Origin of the sequence: Spirillospora sp. CA-108201 (assembly GCF_050936235.1) — a bacterium.
Taxonomy (GTDB): Bacteria; Actinomycetota; Actinomycetes; order Streptosporangiales; family Streptosporangiaceae; genus Spirillospora.
The window spans coordinates 7045290-7064676 of the sequence record NZ_JBNJNE010000001.1; the positions used below are offsets into that span (position 1 = coordinate 7045290).

24 protein-coding genes are annotated in these 19387 nt (G+C 72.1%); 14 read left to right on the forward strand and 10 right to left on the reverse strand.

The features are described from left to right. Positions 1–13: 13 nt before the first annotated feature. Positions 14–655 (reverse strand): response regulator, encoded by a 642-nt coding sequence (locus tag ACQEU6_RS33850; protein WP_499337376.1) that lies wholly within the window; start codon positions 653–655, stop codon positions 14–16. After that, complete coding sequence (locus ACQEU6_RS33855) at positions 652–1815, reverse strand: sensor histidine kinase (RefSeq protein ID WP_499337378.1); 1164 nt, start codon at positions 1813–1815, stop codon at positions 652–654. The genes ACQEU6_RS33850 and ACQEU6_RS33855 overlap by 4 nt, the downstream gene beginning before the upstream one ends. Positions 1816–1968: 153 nt before the next feature. Between ACQEU6_RS33855 and ACQEU6_RS33860 the strand changes: the two genes are divergently transcribed. Together ACQEU6_RS33860 and ACQEU6_RS33865 are read left to right on the forward strand one after the other, a co-directional pair. Beyond that, on the forward strand, positions 1969–3255 hold the full coding sequence (locus tag ACQEU6_RS33860; protein WP_499337379.1) for an ABC1 kinase family protein: 1287 nt from the start codon (positions 1969–1971) through the stop codon (positions 3253–3255). Between the two features lie 103 nt (positions 3256–3358). Continuing rightward, positions 3359–3589, forward strand: a complete 231-nt coding sequence (locus ACQEU6_RS33865) for a hypothetical protein (protein ID WP_499337380.1) — start codon at positions 3359–3361, stop codon at positions 3587–3589. 32 nt (positions 3590–3621) lie between these two features. Here the strand turns inward: ACQEU6_RS33865 and ACQEU6_RS33870 are convergent, their stop codons facing one another. Further along, positions 3622–5103 (reverse strand): serine hydrolase domain-containing protein, encoded by a 1482-nt coding sequence (locus tag ACQEU6_RS33870; protein WP_499337381.1) that lies wholly within the window; start codon positions 5101–5103, stop codon positions 3622–3624. A gap of 67 nt (positions 5104–5170) precedes the next feature. Between ACQEU6_RS33870 and ACQEU6_RS33875 the strand changes: the two genes are divergently transcribed. The 3 genes from ACQEU6_RS33875 (at position 5171) to ACQEU6_RS33885 (ending at position 7201) form a co-directional block, all read left to right on the forward strand. Further along, a complete protein-coding gene (locus ACQEU6_RS33875; protein ID WP_499337383.1) occupies positions 5171–5815 on the forward strand; it encodes a TetR/AcrR family transcriptional regulator in 645 nt (214 codons plus the stop codon). Positions 5816–5916: 101 nt separating this feature from the next. Further along, entirely contained in the window at positions 5917–6834 is a 918-nt protein-coding gene (locus ACQEU6_RS33880; protein ID WP_499337385.1) for an NADP-dependent oxidoreductase, read from the forward strand. A gap of 13 nt (positions 6835–6847) precedes the next feature. Then, positions 6848–7201 carry a hypothetical protein gene (locus tag ACQEU6_RS33885; protein ID WP_499337387.1) on the forward strand — a complete coding sequence of 118 codons (354 nt, stop codon included), beginning with the start codon at positions 6848–6850 and terminating at the stop codon, positions 7199–7201. A gap of 37 nt (positions 7202–7238) precedes the next feature. Here the strand turns inward: ACQEU6_RS33885 and ACQEU6_RS33890 are convergent, their stop codons facing one another. Beyond that, a complete protein-coding gene (locus ACQEU6_RS33890) occupies positions 7239–7595 on the reverse strand; it encodes a hypothetical protein (protein ID WP_499337389.1) in 357 nt (118 codons plus the stop codon). Next, entirely contained in the window at positions 7580–7969 is a 390-nt protein-coding gene (locus ACQEU6_RS33895) for an ATP-binding protein (RefSeq protein WP_499337391.1), read from the reverse strand. Before ACQEU6_RS33895 ends, ACQEU6_RS33890 begins: the two co-directional genes overlap by 16 nt. Before the next feature lie 161 nt (positions 7970–8130). Here ACQEU6_RS33895 and ACQEU6_RS33900 point away from each other — a divergent pair, with 161 nt between their 5' ends. Together ACQEU6_RS33900 and ACQEU6_RS33905 are read left to right on the forward strand one after the other, a co-directional pair. Beyond that, positions 8131–8946, forward strand: coding sequence for a helix-turn-helix domain-containing protein (locus ACQEU6_RS33900; protein WP_499337393.1), 816 nt, complete (start codon positions 8131–8133; stop codon positions 8944–8946). Continuing rightward, complete coding sequence (locus ACQEU6_RS33905) at positions 8937–9119, forward strand: DUF397 domain-containing protein (RefSeq protein WP_499337395.1); 183 nt, start codon at positions 8937–8939, stop codon at positions 9117–9119. The genes ACQEU6_RS33900 and ACQEU6_RS33905 overlap by 10 nt, the downstream gene beginning before the upstream one ends. Positions 9120–9230: 111 nt before the next feature. Here ACQEU6_RS33905 and ACQEU6_RS33910 read toward each other — a convergent pair whose 3' ends face one another. After that, positions 9231–10109, reverse strand: coding sequence for an NAD(P)H-binding protein (locus ACQEU6_RS33910; RefSeq protein WP_499337397.1), 879 nt, complete (start codon positions 10107–10109; stop codon positions 9231–9233). A gap of 48 nt (positions 10110–10157) precedes the next feature. On the opposite strand from ACQEU6_RS33910, the gene ACQEU6_RS33915 reads away from it, so the two are divergent. From ACQEU6_RS33915 to ACQEU6_RS33935, 5 genes are all read left to right on the forward strand, one after another. Then, on the forward strand, positions 10158–10529 hold the full coding sequence (locus ACQEU6_RS33915; RefSeq protein WP_499337399.1) for a MerR family transcriptional regulator: 372 nt from the start codon (positions 10158–10160) through the stop codon (positions 10527–10529). 73 nt (positions 10530–10602) lie between these two features. Beyond that, entirely contained in the window at positions 10603–11004 is a 402-nt protein-coding gene (locus ACQEU6_RS33920) for a hypothetical protein (protein ID WP_499337401.1), read from the forward strand. A 70-nt stretch (positions 11005–11074) separates the two neighbouring features. Then, on the forward strand, positions 11075–12004 hold the full coding sequence (locus tag ACQEU6_RS33925) for a phosphotransferase family protein (protein ID WP_499337403.1): 930 nt from the start codon (positions 11075–11077) through the stop codon (positions 12002–12004). A 101-nt stretch (positions 12005–12105) separates the two neighbouring features. Further along, positions 12106–13128 (forward strand): DNA polymerase IV, encoded by a 1023-nt coding sequence (locus tag ACQEU6_RS33930; protein WP_499337404.1) that lies wholly within the window; start codon positions 12106–12108, stop codon positions 13126–13128. Between the two features lie 130 nt (positions 13129–13258). Next, positions 13259–13507 (forward strand): hypothetical protein, encoded by a 249-nt coding sequence (locus tag ACQEU6_RS33935; protein WP_499337406.1) that lies wholly within the window; start codon positions 13259–13261, stop codon positions 13505–13507. 60 nt (positions 13508–13567) lie between these two features. Here ACQEU6_RS33935 and ACQEU6_RS33940 read toward each other — a convergent pair whose 3' ends face one another. The 3 genes from ACQEU6_RS33940 to ACQEU6_RS33950 form a co-directional block, all read right to left on the reverse strand. After that, positions 13568–14782 carry a CU044_5270 family protein gene (locus ACQEU6_RS33940; RefSeq protein WP_499337407.1) on the reverse strand — a complete coding sequence of 405 codons (1215 nt, stop codon included), beginning with the start codon at positions 14780–14782 and terminating at the stop codon, positions 13568–13570. Between the two features lie 2 nt (positions 14783–14784). Further along, positions 14785–15348: an RNA polymerase sigma factor gene (locus ACQEU6_RS33945; protein ID WP_499337408.1), complete on the reverse strand. Its 564-nt coding sequence runs from the start codon at positions 15346–15348 to the stop codon at positions 14785–14787. An 84-nt stretch (positions 15349–15432) separates the two neighbouring features. After that, positions 15433–17094 carry a serine/threonine-protein kinase gene (locus tag ACQEU6_RS33950; RefSeq protein WP_499337409.1) on the reverse strand — a complete coding sequence of 554 codons (1662 nt, stop codon included), beginning with the start codon at positions 17092–17094 and terminating at the stop codon, positions 15433–15435. A gap of 325 nt (positions 17095–17419) precedes the next feature. Here ACQEU6_RS33950 and ACQEU6_RS33955 point away from each other — a divergent pair, with 325 nt between their 5' ends. Continuing rightward, positions 17420–17869, forward strand: a complete 450-nt coding sequence (locus ACQEU6_RS33955; protein WP_499337411.1) for a hypothetical protein — start codon at positions 17420–17422, stop codon at positions 17867–17869. A 179-nt stretch (positions 17870–18048) separates the two neighbouring features. Here the strand turns inward: ACQEU6_RS33955 and ACQEU6_RS33960 are convergent, their stop codons facing one another. Continuing rightward, complete coding sequence (locus ACQEU6_RS33960; RefSeq protein ID WP_499337413.1) at positions 18049–18531, reverse strand: Lrp/AsnC family transcriptional regulator; 483 nt, start codon at positions 18529–18531, stop codon at positions 18049–18051. A gap of 34 nt (positions 18532–18565) precedes the next feature. On the opposite strand from ACQEU6_RS33960, the gene ACQEU6_RS33965 reads away from it, so the two are divergent. Then, positions 18566–19375, forward strand: coding sequence for an EamA family transporter (locus tag ACQEU6_RS33965; protein WP_499337415.1), 810 nt, complete (start codon positions 18566–18568; stop codon positions 19373–19375). Positions 19376–19387 lie beyond the last annotated feature (12 nt).

The following is a 19387-nucleotide window of genomic DNA, read 5'->3' on the forward strand; positions in this document are numbered from 1 at the left end:
CTGAAACAGGCCCCTAGTCGCCCGCGAGGCCGTGTCGGAGGGCGTAGATGACCGCGGCGGCGCGGTCCCGGAGGCCGAGCTTGGTGAAGATGCTGCCGATGTGGGTCTTGACGGTGCCTTCGGCGATGCTGAGGCGTGCGGCGATCTCCGGGTTGGTGGCGCCGGCGCCGATGAGGGCGAGCACCTGGCGTTCGCGGTCGGAGAGCCCGCCGGACGGCGCGGGCCGCGGCCGGAACACGGCCCGGCAGGCGTGCAGGACGTGCGGGGTGACGGCGGGGTCGAGCCAGCCCTTCCCGGCGGCGACGGCCAGGGTCGCCTGGATGATCTCTTCGCCGGGCGCGTCCTTGAGCACGAAGCCGGCGGCGCCGGCCGCCAGCGCGGCCGCGACGACCTCCGGATCGTCGAACATCGTGAGGACCAGCACGGGCGGCGCGCCGGGCCGGGACCTCAGGCGCTCGGTCGCCCCGGCCCCGTCCAGCCGCTTCATCCGGACGTCCATCAGCACGACGTCGGGGGCGCATCGCGCGACGGCGCGCACGACCTCGTCCCCGTCCGAGCACTCGCCGACGATCTCCACGTCCGGTTCGCCCTCGAAGATGCGCGCCAGCCCGGCGCGGACGAGTTGCTGGTCGTCGACGAGCAGCAACCTGATCACGATGCCGTCCCCGTGAGGGGGATGGTCGCGCGGACCGCCCATCCGGCGCCGACGGGCCCGGCGCGGAGCGTGCCGCCCAGCGCCGCGACCCGTTCGCGCATCCCGACCAGTCCGAGCCCGCCGCCCGAGGACCGTGCCCGCGCCGCCGCCGGCCCGGGATCGGTGACCGTGACCTCGGCGGTGCCGTGCCGCACGTCCACGGTGACGGCGGCCGGCGCGCCGGGCGCGTGCCGGGCCGTGTTGGACAGGGCTTCCTGGACCACCCGGAAGATGGTGAGCCCGACCGCCGGGTCGACCGCGCCCAGGTCGCCCCGCGTGCTGAGCGCCACCGCGAGCCCGCCGGCCCGCAGCTCGGCGACCAGGGCCCCGGTGTCCTCCGCGGTGGGCGGGGCGGGCGCGGGCGGCGCCGCACCGGCGGACGGGTCGCGGAGCAGCACCAGCCCGCGATGGACGTCCCGCACGCTCTGCCGGCCGACCCGCTCGGCCTCCTCCAGCGCCCTGCCCGCGGCCCCGGCGTCGCCCCGGGAGGTGGCGAGCCGTGCCGCGGTGATGTTCAGCATCACCACCCCCAGCCCGTGCCCCACCAGGTCGTGCACCTCGCGCGCGATCTTCCTGCGCTCCTCGGCGACGGCCTCCCGGTCGAGCCGGAGCCGCGCCTCGTACAGCATGCCGTGGACGCGGAAGGCCGAGCCGAGCACCATGAACCCCGCCCCCCACATGATCCAGGCCGGCCACAGCGGCAGTCCGCCGTCCAGCAGGTGCCGGACGGGAGCCGCGGCCAGGGCCGCCGGGATCGACCACGCCAGGTCGCGGCCCCTGGCGAGCACGACGAGGTGGATCCAGATCGGGGCGGCGCCGACGGCGAGCGCGCCGTCGGCGTAGGTGCCCTCGGCGAACGGGAACGGCCGGAACCCCTCGCTCCCGCTCGCGGCGGGCGCCCACACGATGGGCAGCAGGAGCAGGGGCGCCAGCAGGGGCACCGCCGCGACGGGCGGATTCCAGGGCCGGATCGACAGCCACGTCCACAGCGCGACATACCCGAGGACCAGGACGGTTCGGGCGGGTGGGGCGGGGGCGAGCAGCACGGCGAGGAGCGCCCAGCACGCCCCCGTCAGGGCCAGCAGCCTCAGCAGCGGCCAGGGCGGGGCGGTCCATCGCATGCGCAGATCCTAGATTTCGCCGACCGTGCCGTCATCCGACCGTGGTCGCAGGCCGGCTGCCACCACGGTCAGAGACCGCACCGCCCGGAGGCGCGGCACGGCCTGGACCGTGGGGCGATGCGTCGGGGCCGGGCGGCGGCGGACGCTGTCGGCATGCGAATCAAGGCACTGCCCCGCCTGGCGAGACTGTCGGCGCTCCCGCTGGGCGCCGGGCGGCGGATGGCGGTCGCCGGCGGGCTCAGGGCGCTCGGCCGGCTGACCGACGAGACCTCCCTGGAACTGCACGAGCGCACCGCCGACCAGCTGTTCGACATCCTCGGCGGGCTCCGGGGCGGCGTGATGAAGTTCGGTCAGGTGCTGTCGGTGTACGAGACGGTCCTCCCGCCGTCGATCTCCGCGGTCTACCGGGAGCGGCTGACCGGGTTGCAGGAGGCGGCCCGGCCGGAGGACGCGGCCCGGGTGCGCCGGGTGCTGGAGGACGACCTCGGCCCGGACTGGCGCGGCGTCTTCGGCTCCTTCGACCCCGAGCCCGCGGCGGTCGCCTCCCTCGGCCAGGTGCATCGCGCCGTCCTGCCGGACGGTCGCCCGGTCGCGGTGAAGGTCCAGTACCCCGCGGCCCGGGAGGAGCTCCTCGACGACCGTGACCTGACGGTGTTCGCGATGCGCTGGTTCACCTCGCTGGTCGCCCCCGAGCTGGACGGCCGGGCGCTGGCCGCCGAGCTGATGGACGGCCTGGCCGAGGAGCTGGACTACGCGCGGGAGGCCGAGGCGCAGGCGGCGTTCCGGGCGGGGTTCCTGGACGACCCCGACTTCGTCGTCCCCGAAGTGGTCCTCCAGAGGGGGCGGGTGCTCGTCTCGGAGTGGGTCGGCGGCACCCCGCTGGCACGGATCATCGCCGCGGGGACCAGGGCGCAGCGGGACCGGGCCGGGCTGCTGATGACCAGGCTGATGTTCTCCGGCATCCCGCGGACCGGGATGATGCACGGCGATCCGCATCCCGGGAACTTCCGGCTGTTCGACGACGGGCGCCTCGGCGTCCTGGACTTCGGCGCCATGTACCGCCACAGGCCGGCGGCGATGAGCCCGCTCCACCAGTGGATGCTCATCCATCTGGCCGACGACCCGGACGATCTCGTCCGCGTGCTCCGCGAACTGGGCTTCCTACGGCCCGGGGTGCGGGCGGACGGGGCGCGGCTGATGGCGCTCTTCGAACGGTCGGGGGAGGCCGTCCGGGCGGAGACGTTCCACTTCGACGGCGCCTTCCTGCGTGCCGTCCTCGACGGCATGACCTCGTCGATCCCGGTCGGCCTCAGCTTGGCCTTCCCGCCCGAGTACGTGGCCGCCCAGCGCGCGCTCGGGGTGGGGACCGGGGTGCTCTGCCAGCTTGAGGCGGAGGTTCCGTTCCAGCGGGAGGCCGCCCGCTGGCTCACGCCGCTCTGACGGCCCGCGAGGCGCGGGCTGGCGTCGCTCTCCTCCTTCTGGACGATCTCAGGTAGGAAGTCCCGCTTGCGGGACCTAATCGAAAGACCAGAGGGAGATTGTCATGCCCCAGAAATTGCCCCTGAGCGGCGACCCCAGGGCGGCCGCAGAGCAGGCGCTGCACCTGGCCGCCGCAAGCGGCGAACCGGTGCAGCTGAGCTTCACCGGCGCCCTCGACGACGTCTTCGACAGCGTCCACCACCAGGACCTGACCGTCACGGTCGAGTCCGGCACCACGGCGGACAAGGTCGTGGACGACCTGCGCGAGGAGGCCCAGAACCCGCAGCAGCGGTGACCTGACCACCGTCCAGGTGATCTGACCACCGCCTACGTGAAGCGGGTCCGGCGACGCCGGGCCCGCTTCCACTTTGCTGAGGGAGCGCGGACGGCGAAGGCGAGGCGGAGGGCGGCCAGCACGGCTCCGGCGCACGCGGCGGCGCATCCGGCGAGGAAGACGTCGGGTACCCAGGTCAGCAGCGGACGCAGTTGTCCCATACCACCCAGTGCCACGAGGGCGAGCAGGGGAGACGCGCCGGTCACCGTCCATGCGGCGGTCGCCGCGATCCGGGGCGGCGCCGAGGCGGGGCGGCGCAGGAGCAGGACCGACCGGCCGGCCGCCACGACCAGGGCGATGGCCGCCGCGGTGAGGCCCCAGACGGCCAGGAGGTATCCGGACGCGGACGGGGCGCCGCCCGGCTCGCCGCCCGCGAGCGTCCGCGCGGCACCGAACCCGACCTGCATGATCGCCGCGTCCTGCGTGAGCCCGTACACGTTCTGCTGCAGGACGAGGGCGACGTTCCGCCGCAGCAGCAGGAACAGCATCGCCGAGTAGCCGGGGGTGGCTCCCGTGTGCCAGATGGCGGTGTCGAGTGGCGCGTCCAGCCCGCCGACCCGCCAGCCCAGCCCGTAGCCCGTCCCGCCGCCGCCGGGGAGGAGGCCCTCCTGGCGCATGAGCCGTGCCGACTCGGCGGTCAGGACGGGCGCGCCCGCCCGGAGCTGGAGGGACGCGAAGGCGGCCAGGTCATCGAGGTCTCCGCCCAGGTACCCGTAGCCGGCGCCGTGCTCGTCGAACCCGTCGGCGGTCGCCGCGGGGGCACCCCAGAAGAACTGGTGCCCCGGCGAGAGCTTCCGCCTCCTGGCGGATTCCGCGTCGGCGACGGTGCCGTCCATGCCCGCCGGGCCGAGCACGGCCTGCCGCAGATGGTCGGCGAAGGGGCGCCCGGTGACCGACTCGACCACGGCGGTGAGGACCAGGTAGTTCGCGCTGGTGTAGGCGTATCTCGTGCCCGGAGGGCCCAGCGGTTCGACGCCGTTCAGGGCGCCGAGACGCCCGGCGGCCCCCGGGCAGCCGGAACCGTGGCAGTCGGTGACCTTGGACGTGGCCGACGCGGGGATCCCGGCGGTCTGGGTCAGCAGATGGCGGATCGTCACCTTGGAGGCGTGGGCCGGGCCGCCGAACCGGAAGCCGGGCAGGCGGTCGGAAACCCGGTCGTCCAGGCGCAGTCGTCCGGACTGGACGAGCGTCATGACGGCGGTCGCCGTGACGGGCTTGGCGAGCGAGCCCCACAGGAAGGGGGTTCGCGGAGTGACGCGCTCGCCGCGTCCGTCCGTCCCCCAGGCCCGTTGGTGGAGCGGACCGCCGGGGCCGACCACCGCGTACCCGAGCCCGGGTGAGTGCGTGGCCTTCATCCGGTCACGGACATAGGCGTCGATCTCGGCATACGGGCCGGCCGAGGCGGAGGCGGGGCCGGGCGGGACGCAGAGCAGAAGGATGAGCAGCGCGAGCAGGGCCGCGGAGAAGGTGCGCAAGCGAAGTCCTCGGGCGTGAATAACCGTACGGGCATACGGTTTTACCGTACGGCGATATGGTTATCAAGTGCCGAGGACCGCCGACCACGAGCAGCGCCGCCGCCAGATCGCCCTGGCGGTCTGCGCGCTCGTCTCCGAGCAGGGGATCGACGCCGTCACCGTCGCCCGCACGGCCGCCGCCGCGGGCATCTCGGTCGGGCTGGTGCAGCACTACTTCCGCACCAAGGACGACATGCTGCTGCACGCGTTCGGCCACGTCAGCGCGTCCATCCGCGGCCGGGTCGACGCGCGGATCCGGGCCGGGGCCGAGCACCGCAGGCCCATCGCCCGGATCCTCGCCGAGGCGATGGCCGAGTTCCTGCCCCTGGACGAGACGCGCCGGACCGAGTTCCGGGTCGCCACGGCCTTCGCCGGGCGGGCCCTCGACGCCCCGGCCCTCGCCGAGGTCGACGTCGCGACCGCCCGCGCCCTGCGCGCCGACATCGCCCAGGCCGTCCGCAACGGCAAGGAGTGCGGGGAGGTCGAGCCCGGCCTGGACCCCGTGCCCGCCGCCGTCCGGCTCGCCGCCGTCACCGAGGGCCTCGGGATGCAGGTCTACCGGGATCCGGACGTGCTGAACGGCGTCCCCACGGCGGACCTCGCGGCCTCGGTCATCGACGCCGAACTGGCCGCCGTCTTCACCGGCGAGTGCCGCCAGTACCCGGACCGCTGATCCTAGGGAGAGCGGTCCGTTTCTCGGCCGCCGGAACCGAGGCAGGCTCAAGTGGCGGCCATCCGGGGCCTGCCCGAACGGGGAAGAGCGGTGATCACGCGATGAAGGCGGTGCGGTTCCACGAGTACGGCGGGATCGATGTCCTGCGGGTGGAGGAGGTGGAGCGTCCGGCACCCGGCCCCGGGCAGGTGCTGGTGGAGGTCCGCGCGGCCGGGATCCAGCCCGGTGAGACGCATATCCGGGAGGGCGGGCTGCACGCGCGCTGGCCGGCGACGTTCCCCTCCGGGCAGGGCACCGACCTGGCCGGTGTCGTGGTGGAGCTCGGCCCCGAGGTGCGCGGCTTCGCGATGGGGGACGAGGTCCTCGGCTTCACCCACGACAGGGCGAGCCACGCGGAGTTCGTCGCGGTCGATGACTTCCGGCTGACCCCGCGCCCGGCCGGGCTGTCCTGGGACGTGGCGGGGGCGCTGCAGGTGGCGGGCGCGACCGCGTGGGCCGGCGTGTTCGCCGTTGATCCCGGACGGTCCGACACGGTCGTCGTCTCCGGCGCGGCGGGCGGCGTCGGATCCCTCGCCGTGCAGCTCGCGCGGCGGCGCGGCGCCACGGTGATCGGGCTGGCGAGCGAGCCGAACCACGCCTGGCTGAAGGATCACGGCGTCATCCCGGTCGAGTACGGGGACGGCGTGGCCGACCGGATCCGGGAGGCGTCCGGCGGGACCGTCGACGCGTTCATCGACACGTGGGGCACCGGCTACGTCGACCTGGCGGTGGAGCTGGGCGTGCGTCCCGAGCGGATCAACACGATCCGCGACTGGGGGACCGCGGCCAGGGTCGGCGCGCAGACCGCCGGGGAGAGCACGGCCGCCTGCGCGGCCGTCCTCGGCGAAATGGCCCGCCTCGTCGCGCACGGGGAGCTGGAAGTGACGATCGCCCGCGTCTACCCGCTGGCCCGGGTACAGGACGCCTTCCGCGAACTGGAACAACGCCACACCCACGGCAAGATCGTCCTCCGGCCCTGACCCGGGGGTGGGCATGAGTGACGAAGCGCTCCGAACCGGCGGTTCCGAGGAACTGCCGGAGCGGCTGTCCGCCGTGGAGGCCAAGGTCCGTGAGCTGGCCGCCGCCCGGCTCGGGGATCTGCTCATCGGCGCGTGCAGGGGCGGCCTGGACACGTCCCCGATCGTGCTGCCGCTCGTGGAGGCGCTCGCGCGAGAGGCCGACCCGGTGGTTCAGGAGGAGATCGCTCACTCCCTGGGGAATCTCGTCGGGTACGGCACCGTCCCCGAGGCCATCGTCGAGCCTCTCCGAGAGTGCATGCCGCGCCTGTGCCGGGAGGCCGCCGCCCACGTCACCGACGTCCTCGAAGCCGCCCGCTGGGAAGCCTGACCCAAGCAGCCCCCACGAGACCTCCCGACGTGGCGGCTCACCAGGTGGACGGGAACATGCGGTGTTTGAGGAGATCGTCGACGACCTTGGCCGCGGTGTCGGCGTCGTCGCACGGGTGCAGGTAGCCGCGTCGACCGAGCCGGGCGTCGTGGTAGGCCCACGCGCCGCCCGGCACCGGCAGCGCGCTCACCTCGATCGCGATCTCCTCGGTCCCGTTCGCGTAGACCCGGAGGAGCGGGACGGGCGCGGGCCGGTAGAGCTTCACGAACCGCCAGCCCTGCGGCCGGAGCGTCAGCGCGAGTACCTCCAGGTACCCGTACGCGGTCCTCCGCCCCAGCCGCGCTCGCAAGTACAGGGCGGAGCGTTCCACCCATGCGCTCAGCACTTCGCCCACGTGACCTTTCCTCCTTCCAGTAGCGGGCGCGTCCCCCACTCGGCGGTCAGTTGCGACACCAGGTGCAGCCCCCGCCCGCCCGTGGCCGCGTGGTCTTCCGGCTGGACGGACGGCCGCCCCGGCCCGCCGTCCCACGCCTCGATCACGGGCCGCCCGTCACGCTCGTCGCGGAACAGCCGGACGACGATCGGCCCCTCCCCGTGCAGCAGCGCATTCGTGACGAGCTCGGACACGACGACCCGCGCGTCCGCGTCGTCCGCGATCTCCCACGCCCGGAACCACGCGCCGACGAACCGCCGCGCGAGCCCCGGCGCCCGGTCGGACGGTTCGAGGACGAGCGTCGGCACCTCAGGAGCCACAGCCGTCGGAGCCATCTGGCACCACCTCTTGACTGAGTCGTGAATACTTGACGACATTCAGTCATGAAGTAAGTACTCTGCGTTATAAAGCCCAGGGTATGGGCGGCAAGTCAGGCTCCGTGCGTCCTCACCACTTGGGTGTTGGTTGGGCGCCCCTTGCGAGGGAGGATAAAGATATGGCTCCACAGCGGAAGCGCGGGACGATCTCGCCGACGCTGCTCGCGTTCGGCCGTCGGTTCCGGCGGCTCCGGGAGGCCAAGGGCTGGACGCAGGAAGCCGTGGCCCGTCGAGCCAACGGCGGCCAGGGCGTCAAACCGCAGTACATCGGGGCAGTGGAGAACGGCCGCACCCGCTGTACCCGTGAGTTCGCGGAGACGATGGACCACGCGCTCGATGCGAACGGCGAACTGCTCTATCTCTATGACGACCTGGTCAAGGACGCCACATTCCCCACCTGGTTCGACTGGCACACCGTCGAGCCTGAAGCGAGCATGCTGGAGTCATATCAGCCCCTTCTGGTGCATGGTCTGCTTCAGATCCCGGCCTACGCTTCCGCGATACTCAAGGGAGACAAGGAGGCCGTAGAGGCCCGGGTTAATCGACAGAGCATTCTGACAAGGGAAGACCCGCCAGCGCCCGACTTCTCCCTTCTTCAGGACGAAATTTCTCTCCACCGGCTCACTGGCAGCCCTGAGGTGATGAAAGAGCAACTGGAGTATCTGCTTCACGTGGCGGAGTGTGGCACCGTGGCCCTGCAAATCGTCCCCAGCCGGGGAGAGCACGTGGGCAACAGCGGTGCGTTCACCATCGCCACCCTGCCCGACCGAACCGAGATCGCCTACGCCGATATGGCGGCGCGTGGGCTCACCACGAGCGACCTGGATGACATCGCGACCCTCAATAGGACGCTGATGGTCGTTCGGTCGCTAGCCCTGCCTGTGAACCAGTCCCTTGAGATGATTCGTAAGGTGGTACGGGAGAAATGGACCTGACTGGGATCGTCTGGCGCAAGTCCAGCTTTACCACTGCGAACGGTGGTGAGTGTGTGGAGTTGGCGAATGTTCCCGAAGCGGTGGCCGTTCGGGATAGCAAAGACCCGAACGGGCCGAGGTTGTTGATCGCCCGACGGGAATTTGCGGCGCTGTTGTCCGAGTTGAAGCGGTGACTTGTCAGAAGGTCTGACATTGCTCGAACGGTGCGGACGCGGTTCGTTCGCCTTCCGTGTATCGGCGTGCGGTGCGTGCCCTGGTCGGCGGATGGGTGCCTTCCGAGGTCTTCAGTTGAACTCGGCTGCGTGGTCTGCGGCCCATTTTGCGAAGGTGGCGGGCGGGCGGCCGGTGAGGCGCTCGACGTGGTCGGTGGTGCGGTCCGAGCCGGGGCGCCGCGCCGAGGCGGCGATCAGCGCTTCCACCAGTGGCTCGGGGCGGCCGTCCGCGAGCATCTGTGATCGTGCGAGGCCGGCGGGAACCGGCTGGAAGCGCAGGCGGCGCCGGAGAGCGGCACCGAGACGGGCGACCTGGTCGGCGCGGCTGAGGACCTCGGGTCCGGTCAGCACGTGCAGCCGCCGGTCTGGTTCGTGATGCGCGAGCAGTACGGCTGCGGCCGCGTCGGCGACGTCGCGCTCGTCCACGACGGCCGTGCGCGCTATGTCCAGGCCTGACACCACGTCACCCGTCCGCAGTTGCGGTGCCCAGCCCCGCGTGTTGGAGGCCAACGTGTCACTGCGCAGCACCAGGGGGTGCAGGCCGGCTCCGTGGAGCAGGGCTTCCATGTCCGCGTGCACTTGGGCGATGGGATCGGACTGGCGAGCGGCTTCGTCGTCTATGGCGGTCGTGGACAGGTAGACGACACGGGGTGCCGCCGCGTCGAGCTCCGCGATCAGGTCGTGGGCGGCGGCGGAATCGAGCAGCGGCCACAGGAGCAGAACGGCGTCGATGCCCGCGAGCGCCTCACGGACGGAAGCAGGATCTGTGAGGTCGCCGACCGCCGACTCGACTCCGGCGCGTGGAGCGGTCTGGCGGCGCGCGAGGCTTCGCACGCATGCCCCATCCGCTTGGAGACGGGTGACGACTTCTCGCCCGAGGTTGCCGGTCGCGCCGGTGACCAGGATCGATGGACGGGGGCGAGGCCCCGCGGAACGAGTGTTGTCAGGCATGATCGGGACGTTAGGGGTTCAGGTCGGCATGAAGGCAAGGCGCGCGTGGTGAAGACGATCGGAGAAGCGGCCGCGGAACTCGGGATCGAGGCCCACGTCCTTCGGCACTGGGAAGACGCCGGGACGCTCACGGTGCGGCGCGATGGCAACGGTTACCGCGTCTACGACGATGGCGCTCTGGAGCAAGCGCGCACCGTGCTGAAACTGCGGCGGGTCGGGCTCTCGCTGCCCGAGGTCGTGGCGGCCATGGCACCGACCAAGTCGGCGGCACAGGCGGTCGTGAGGGCGAAGATCGGCGCACTCGAAGGCGAGATCGTCCACAGGCAGCAGGCGATCACCTTCCTGCGGCACACCGTCGAGTGCAGGCACCGGTATCTCGACGACTGCCCCGACTGCGCGGCTTTTGCGCGTGAAGCTTGAGTCCGCCCCGGTTGGGGAGTTCCAGAGCGTTCGCCGAGGCGGCGCCCGTCCGGTCATGTCCTAACATCCCCGGATGACCGAAGGGCTCCTGTGGCGCTGCTTGGGCGCGCTGGCATCCGGCCTCGTCGGACTCTGCGTTCTCGGGTTCTGGGGCATGTCCGCTCTCCAGGCACGCGCCGACCGGGCACGGGAGTTCGCCTGCGTCCATGACCGGGCCGCCGCGCACTGGAGCCACGGGTACGGGGCCTGGCTCCCCGTAGGCGTTCTCGCCGCCGCCGTACTGGCCCTCGTCCTCGCCGTCGCCGTCCTCGCGGCCGGCGCCCGCTCCCCCCTCTGGGCCCGCCTCCTCTGCTACCCGACGGCACTGATCGCCGCCTTCGCCCTCGTCCTGGCCGCCGTCGTGACCCACGACCACTTCGCCTTCCCCGGCGGCGACATCTCCACCGTCAACAGCGCACCCTGCGGTGTCGGCTGACCATCTCCGGCAGATTCCTCCGCGCCGCACCGACCATCGGGGCGGCCGGCCCGAGCGATAGCGTCGACGGGTGGCGAAGGACGAGGTCGGAACGGGGGCCGGAAGACAGGGGCGTGGCGTGGAGGTCCGGGACGTGGTGGCGGCGCAGCTGCCCGGCTACGGCGTCGACTCCGTGGTGCTTCTGGGGGAGGGCGAGGACAACATCGCCTTCTCGGTCAACGGCGAGCTGATCGTCCGTTTCGGCAAGGAGCCCGACCCCGAAAGCCGGGCGGCGCGGGTTCGCGGTGAAGCCCGCCTGCTCGCCGCCGTCGCCGGCGTGTCACCGGTGGCCGTGCCCGAACCGAGCTTCACGGTGGCGGAGCGGGGCTGCCTGGCCTACTTCAGACTCCCCGGTCTCCCGCTGATCGATGCTGATCCGACGCGGCGGTCGGCCCAGGTCGGTTCCGTCGCCGTCGCGCTCGGGGAGTTCCTCGGCGCGCTGCATGCCGTTCCCAGCGGCGAGATGGCGGGCCTGGTGGGGACCGATGACGAGCCGATGAGCGTGTGGGCGGAGGAGTCCGCGCAGATCTACGGCACGATCTCCGAAGCGGTGCCGCCGCCGCACCGTCCCGCCGTGGAGGCGTTCCTCGGCGCCGCGCCGCCGGCCGACCCGCGTGACCTGGTGTTCTCCCACAACGATCTGGGGATCGAACACGTCCTCGTCGACCCGGACGCCTGGACCGTGACCGGGGTCATCGACTGGAGCGACGCCGCGATCACCGATCCGGCCCGGGACTTCGGCCTGCTCTTCCGCGACCTCGGCCCCGACGCCCTCGACCTCGCCCTGAGCGCATACCAGGCCGACGTCGAAGATGTCAGAGTGCGCGCGGGCTTCTACGCCAGGTGCAGTGTGCTGGAGGACATGGCCTACGGGCTCGGAACCGGGCACCGCAAGTACCTCGACAAGTCTCTCGCCGCACTGGAATGGCTCTTCCCCGTGGACGTCGGCGGCGGGTGCTGAGCCTTCGGCCACGCCGGCCGCAGGGCCGTGACCTGTGCTTCTCGATTCCTGATCAGCCCGGCCGAAGGAGTGCCTCCGGTCCGGTGCGGGACAATGGGGGTGTGGGTCGGTGGGTCCTGCATGTGGACTTGGACCAGTTCATCGCCGCCGTCGAGGTGCTCCGGCATCCGGAGCTTCGCGGGCGGCCGGTCGTCGTCGGCGGGGACGGCGATCCGAGCAAGCGCGGCGTGGTGAGCACGGCCTCCTACGAGGCGCGCGAGTACGGCGTTCATTCCGGGCTGCCGCTGCGCACGGCGGTGCGTCGATGTCCGGAGGCCGTGTTCCTCCCGGTCGACAGGGAGCTGTACGAGTCCGTCTCGGAGCAGGTCATGGCCGCGCTGCGCAGTCTCGGCGTCGTGGTGGAGGTGCTCGGGTGGGACGAGGCGTTCCTGGCCGTCGACGGCGGTGATCCGGAGGCGATGGCCCGGGAGATCCGCGACCGGGTGCGGGCGGCGACGGGGCTCGAATGCACCGTGGGCATCGGGGAGAACAAGCTCCAGGCGAAGCTGGCGACCGGGTTCGGCAAACCCGCCGGGGTCTTCCGTCTCACCGGGGAGACCTGGTTCGAGGTGCTCGGCGACCGGCCGACCGACGCGCTGTGGGGCATCGGGGCCAAGACGGCCAAGCGGTTGAGGGGGCTCGGCATCGCCACCGTGGGCGACCTCGCGGCCGCGGATCCGGGCGCCCTGGCGCGGGAGGTCGGTCCCATGACCGGGCCGTGGCTGGTGCGGCTCGCCCAGGGGCGGGACGGTTCCCCGGTGAGCGACGCGCCGTACGTCCCGCGCTCGTGCGGCAGGGAGACCACCTTCCAGCGCGATCTGGACGACTGGGAGGACGTGCGCGGCGAGGTCGTCCGGCTGGCGCGGAGAGTCGCCGCGGACGTGGCCGCGGACGGCAGGGACGTCGCCCGCGTCGTCGTCAAGGTCAGGTACGTGCCGTTCACCACCCGCACCCACGGCCGGACGCTGGAGGCGCCGTCGACCGGACCGGCCGGGATCGAGGACGCCGCCCTCGCCGCGCTCGACCTGTTCGCCGGACGGCGACCGGTGCGGTTGCTGGGCGTCCGCGCCGAGTTCGCCCGATGACCTGCGCGGTTGCCCGGAGGGTGGCCGGAAGGTGGGCGTCGGTTTTTTGACCCTTTGACGGGTTTTGGGGTTTTTGGCGGCGGGGATGAAGGCCGTCGTTGCTCGATGCACGCGACGGGGGAGAGAGCAGATGAAGAGGGTCATGACCGGGGCACTGATCGCCGCCGTGGTCGGGATCGGCGGGGTGGGCGGCGCGGCCGCCGCCCAGGCCGCCGACTCCGGGAACCAGAACACGCGCCAGGACTGCCGCACCTACTCCAGCGTCGAGGAGTGCGGCCGGCCGAAGCTGAACGACAAGCAGCGCGCGTGCGTCACCTCGGCCGTCCAGCAGGGCATGACCGAACGCCGCGCCACAGTGGAGTGCTCCGCTTTCGCGTAAAAGGCTGCATGGAAAAGGGGCCCGCCCTGGGGGGAGCGGGCCCCTTGGCCTTGCCGGGGGTCAGCGCGGGGGTTGCGCGTTGGTCCATTCGGTGGTCGCGAAGGCCCGGTAGGCGGCGACCTCACCGGGCTTGTGGAAGCGGTCGGGCATGTCCTTCGCCCTCAGCGCGCGTGGCCGGCCGTTGTCGCCCGGGGGAAGCGGCCTGCTGCCGTGCGGCGGCCTCGCCACGAGGTCGCGGACGGCGAGCAGGGAACCCGTGGCGGGGTCGACGATGAACTGTCGCCGGTACGTGCCGAGCTGCTTGGGGGCGGTGAACAGGCCGAGGGGCGCGGTGGTCGTCAGGGGCAGCGAGACCACCGTTCCGGTGCGCCCGAGCGGGTCGGTCGTCCGGCCCTCTGGCCGGACGCCGGGCAGGTCGGCGAGCATCCGGAAGACCGCCGCGCGCACCTTGGGCGATGCCGGTGCGGTGGACAGCAGGTCCCCGGCGACGTCGCTCAAAGCCCGCACACGCTCCTGCCCCCGCAAGGCGCGGATCGGCTCCGCCCTCTCGCCGTCCGTGGAGACGGCGTGCCAGTGCCCCCTGAGCCCGAGCAGCTTCTCCTTCAGCGCCTCGGGCTCCGCGGGCAGCTCGTTGAGCTGCTTCATGGTCATGCCGTCGAAGTCGCCTTCGTCCGGCATCCAGTGCGGCGCCCCCTCCCCGGACGCCATGTCCAGGAAGACGGTCTGCCCGGTGCCTTCCGGGTCCGGGACGGGAACCATCTTGGGCGATCCCGCCGCCTCCCACTTCCGCTTGTCCGCGGCGGTGACCGGGACGTCGGCGAACTCGACGTGGGTGTTGCGGCCCTTGCCGTCCGGGCCGAACCAGGCCTCGTTCCCCTGCCTTGAGTCCACCTTGTAGTGGTTCGCGGCGCTCTTACCGACCGCGTAGATCTCTCCCATGACGGTTCTGGTGTGCCAGTACGTGCCGGTGGGCGCCTTCAGCGCGTTGGTGGCGGCGACCAGCAGCGCGTTGCCCTTCAGGGGGACGGGGTTCTCCACACGCGGGTCGTGGGCCGGGTCGCCGTCGCCGTCCCCGGTGGACACGACGGCGGCGACCGCCCCGGCGGCCACGGCGGCCGTCGCCGCCACGCTCACCAGCCGGATCCGCAGCCGGCGCCGGGGGCGGGGGCGCGCTCCGCCGCCGTCCCGCCAGTCGATGCGCTGGGCGAGCCGCTCCGGGGGCTCCTCCACGGCGAGCCCCGTCCGCATCTGCCGCAGGGCGTCGATCTCATCCATGGTCACTCCTCGGAGAGGGCCTTGCGCAGCTTGGCCCGGCTTCGGTGGATCTTGGCCTTGACGGTGCCGACCGGCAGGCCGAGCGTCATCGCGATCTCGGCGTAGGACATCTCGCCCCACGCCAGCAGCAGGACGGCGTTGCGGTCCTGCGCGCCGAGCGAGGCCAGCGCCCGCGCCAGGCCGGGGCCGCACGCCGCCGCGGAGGCGCGCTCGCTCGCCCTGTCGGCGACGCCGTCCTCGGCGGGGTCGGCGCCGGTGCGGGCGAACGCGCGGTACATGCGCGTCTCCTGGCGGTGGTGCTTGGCGATCAGGTTGCTCGCGATGCCCCACAACCAGGCGCCGAACTCGGCGCGCCCGTCGAACCTGTCGCGCCGCCGGAACGCGGTCGCGAACGCCTCCGCCACCACGTCGTCGGCGAGCGATCCGCCGAGACGCCGCCTGACGTAGGCGTGCAGCCGCGGCGAGTGGCGGCGGAACAGCTCGCCGAAGGCTTCGGGGTCGTCCAGGGAGGCGGCGACGATCCGCGAATCGTCCAGCTCGTCCCTGGCATGGCTCACCATGGCCATGGGCGTCTCTTCATGGAGTGCGGTCTCCGTGTCCGGGGGAGTGCTGACATCCCCTCTATCCCGAACCCCGCCCCCCGGTTGCGCCTACTCGTCGGCCGCCTGCCGTCCGGTCGCGGACCAGCACAGCGCGTTCGAAGACGGCTTGGACGTCAGCCGGATGTGGGCGAGTTGGTCGGTCTCCGAGTTGAGCAGGCAGAACGCCGACCCCACGCGGATGTCCGCGTAACGGATCGTCGGTTTGATCGGATGCCTTTTGATCGCGGTGTAGCAGGTGGCGCCGTCCGGTGTGCCTTTGACGGAGGCCGCTTGAACGCTGTCGTAGAGGACAAGAGCGCCGCCGGAGGGGGCGGGCCGGTACAGCAGGTCCGCCTCCCAAGTGTTGTCCTGGTCGGTGATGACTTCTGGACCATGCGCCGTGAACGTGACGCCCGAATCATCGCCATCCTCCGCGTCGCCGCCCAGGAGGGTGAAGGAGATGGACGTGTACTCGGCGACGATTCCGCCACCGAACTTGGTCGGTGAGGCACTCGGAGTCCTCGCGCGGCCGCGCGAGGAGGCGAAGGCGATGGCGGCGACCACGATCACCAGCACTGTCACCGCGATGGCCGCGGGGATCAGCAGAGGGGCCAGGGACGGGCCGCTCGACGGTAACGGCCTGCTCGGCGGTAAAGGTCCGTAGGGCCCCGTGCTTCCGTAGGGCCCTGTGCTTCCGAAGGGCAGTGTGCGTGCGGGCGGCATGGGCCAGGTCGGGGGCCTGGCGTAGGAGTGCGGCCTCCCCGCGCCGGGCGGGACGGGCTGCGGGGCGTGCTGGAGCCGGGCGGGCGGACGGTAGCGCGGCATCGTGGTGGCGATCCCGGACGGCAGCCAGTGCCCGTCCCCAGACGGGTCCGGCTCGTCCGCGGCCTCGACGGACTCGGAGGTCTCCGGCTCGTCCGGGACGAGGGCGCCGGCCGCCTCGATGATCTGCGCCGTCCCGGGACGGGAGCCGGCGTCCCGCTCCAGGCACCGGCCGAGGATGTCGCGCAGTTCGGGAGGGCAGCGTTCCAGGTCCGGCGGCTGGCTGGTGATCCGGTACATCACGGCCCTCGGGTCGCCCTCGCCGAAGGCGCTCGTCCCGGTGGCGGCGTAGAAGGCGGTCAGGCCCAGGGCGAACACGTCGGCGGCCGCGGTGATCTCGCCGCCCGTGATCTGCTCCGGGGCCATGAACGCCGGGGTGCCGACCAGCACGCCCGACCGGGTCAGGGTGCTCGCGTCCGCGGCCCGCGCGATGCCGAAGTCGATGACCTTCGGGCCGTCGTCGGCGAGCAGCACGTTGCCCGGCTTGAAGTCGCGGTGCACCAGTCCGGCCGCGTGCACGCTCGCCAGCGCCTCCGCGCAGCCGGCGAGGAGCCGGGCGACGACCGGCGGCGGCAGCGGACCGTGCTCGGCCACCGCCTCCTGCAACGTCGGGCCGGCGACGTAGGCGGTGGCGAGCCACGGCCGCGGCGCGTCCGGGTCGGTGTCCAGGACGGGGGCGGTGTAGAGGCCCTGCACCCGCTGGGCGACCTCGACCTCGCGGCGGAACCTGCGGCGGAACTCGGGGTCGTCGGCGAGCTCGCGCCGGACGACCTTCACGGCGACCGCACGCCGGCCGGGCGTGTAGGAGAGGTAGACCTGCCCCATGCCGCCGCCGCCGAGCCGCGCCCGCAAGGCGTATCCGGCGACGGCCCGCGGATCGTCACCGTCCAGGGGAGCGAATCTGGCCACGGCGACACTCCTTTCGCCCCCCGCTGACGACGTTACGCCCGCCGCGCGCGATCGAGAATGCCTCCCGCCCCCGCACCGATGGCCGCAATAGGGCGTCAGGAAAGGACCGCCGTTCGGACACGGACGGGGGCGAGGACGAGGGAGAAGCGGCGCGCGACCGGTTCGTCATGGCTCGGCTCGACCGGCGGCATCGCGGAGAGCGCTGAGACGAGCGCCCTGACTTGCCGGGACGGAGTACGCGAGGACTGTCCCAGACGCAAGAGGCAAACCAAATCGGGCGACGCCGTCTCGACGGCTGCGTCGCCCTTTCCATAGAGGAGTTCTCATGGGCTATCCGAAGCCCGTTCTGGAAATCCCCCCTGTCACCGGCAACGACGTCGACGAGATCGAATCGGGGATCGAGCGCCGGGCGCGCGAGTTCTTCGGGACCGTCGACCTGGCGTTCCCCGACCGGTACCACGCGAAGCTGACGGACGACCGGTTCAGCGACTCGAAGCGGTACGTGGTCGAGGGCGTGCGCGTTCAGCTCTACTGGAGCGACAGGCCGGAAAGGGTGACGCGCAGCGTCGACCTTCCGCCTGTCTTCGGTGGCAGCCTCACCGAGATCGAGGCGGAGATCAAGCGCCTCACAGCCGAATTCTTCGGTACGACCACCGGCGTCAGTTCGCCCCGAGCGGACTACGCGGTGGTGGTCGAGACGGACGCGAAGGGCGACAAGAAGTACAAGGCGAAGGACGTGACCGTAACGCACACGGACGACTGGCCGAGGGCGTGACGTTCGCGTCGTGAACCTCAGCAGGCCGTCACCGGTCCGGTGACGGCCCCTACCCGGTGGCCCCTCGGGTGCGCGAGGGGCCACTCTGTCGTGAGTCCGGCTCTGGCGAGTTCGCGCCGCCGAGCCGCGCCCGCAGCGCGTTTCCGGCGACAACCCGGTCCGATGGCCGCGGGTGGGCGTCAGGACAGGGGCAGCGGACGGCGGGGGACCGGGGACGACTGGATGATGGACGTCGTCGTCTTCGCGTACGGGGTGAAGCGGTCGAGGATCGGTTCGAGCTCCTCGACGGCGCGCAGGTGCGCGATGAAGTAGAAGCAGTCGTCGCCCGTGATGCGGTGGCACTCGACGATCTGCGGGACCTCGTCGGCGATCTTGGGGATGCGGCTCAGCTCGCGCGGGCTCGGGCTCACCCGGACCAGGACGGCGATCGGGAAGCCGAGCGTGACCGGATCGACGGTGGCGTGGTAGCCGGTGATGGCGCCGGTGTCCTCCAGGCGCTGGACGCGCTCGGCGACGGCCGGTGCGGACAGCCCGACGCGGCGGCCCAGCTCGGCGATGGACGCCCGGCCGTCCCGCTGCAGTTCGGTGAGGATCCGCAGGTCGGTCGGATCGAGCGGCTTGGGTTCGTAGGCGCGACCCGGTCGGCCCCTTCGGTTCGCCATTCCCCCAACTTACGGACAGGCCGACGATACGACCATGTCGTTTCCGTTCCACTACCTGGGGCCCTCGTTCGCCGTGCTGCTGTTCCCCCGTGTCGGGCCCTTGGGCGTGGCCGGGATACGAATCTGGAGCGCCGCCGTCGTCTTCGTGCTCTGGCGCAGGCTATGGCGGACGCCCAAGGGCAGGAGCAGGCGGACGGTCCTGGTGTGGGGCGCTGCGCTCGCGGTGATGAACGCGTCCTTCTATATGGCGATCGCACGATTGCCCCTGGCGACGGTGGCGGCGATCGAGTTCCTGCCCGTCATCCTCTTGGCCGCCCTAGGGGTGAGGACAGGACGCAACATCGTCGCGCTCGGTGCGGCCGTCGGGGGCGTGTACGTCCTGACGGAGGTGCGGATCGAAGGAGAGCCGCTCGGGTTCGTCTTCGCGTTCGCCAACGCCGCGCTGTTCGCGGTGTACATCGTCGTCGCCCACAAGGCCGCGCGCTCCGACGCCGGGGGCATCGACGGGTTGGCCATGGCGATGGTCGCCGCGAGCGTGGCCGTCATTCCCCTCGGCGGCGTGCAGGCCGTGCCGGCGCTGGCCGATCCGGTCGCGCTCGCCGCGGGGATCGGCGTCGGGATCTCCTCGTCCGTCATCCCGTACGTGTGCGACCAGTTCGCGATGGCGCGTCTCGGCCGCGCCACCTACGCGCTGATGGTGTCGCTGCTTCCGGCGACGGCGACCGTGACCGGGCTCGTGGTGCTGCGGCAGGTGCCGGCGCCGGCGGAGGTCGCCGGCGTGGGGTTGGTGATCGCCGGGGTGGCGGTGCACCGTGGAGAAGCTGGGAACCGTGGAGAACGTTGAGAGGAGAGAGGT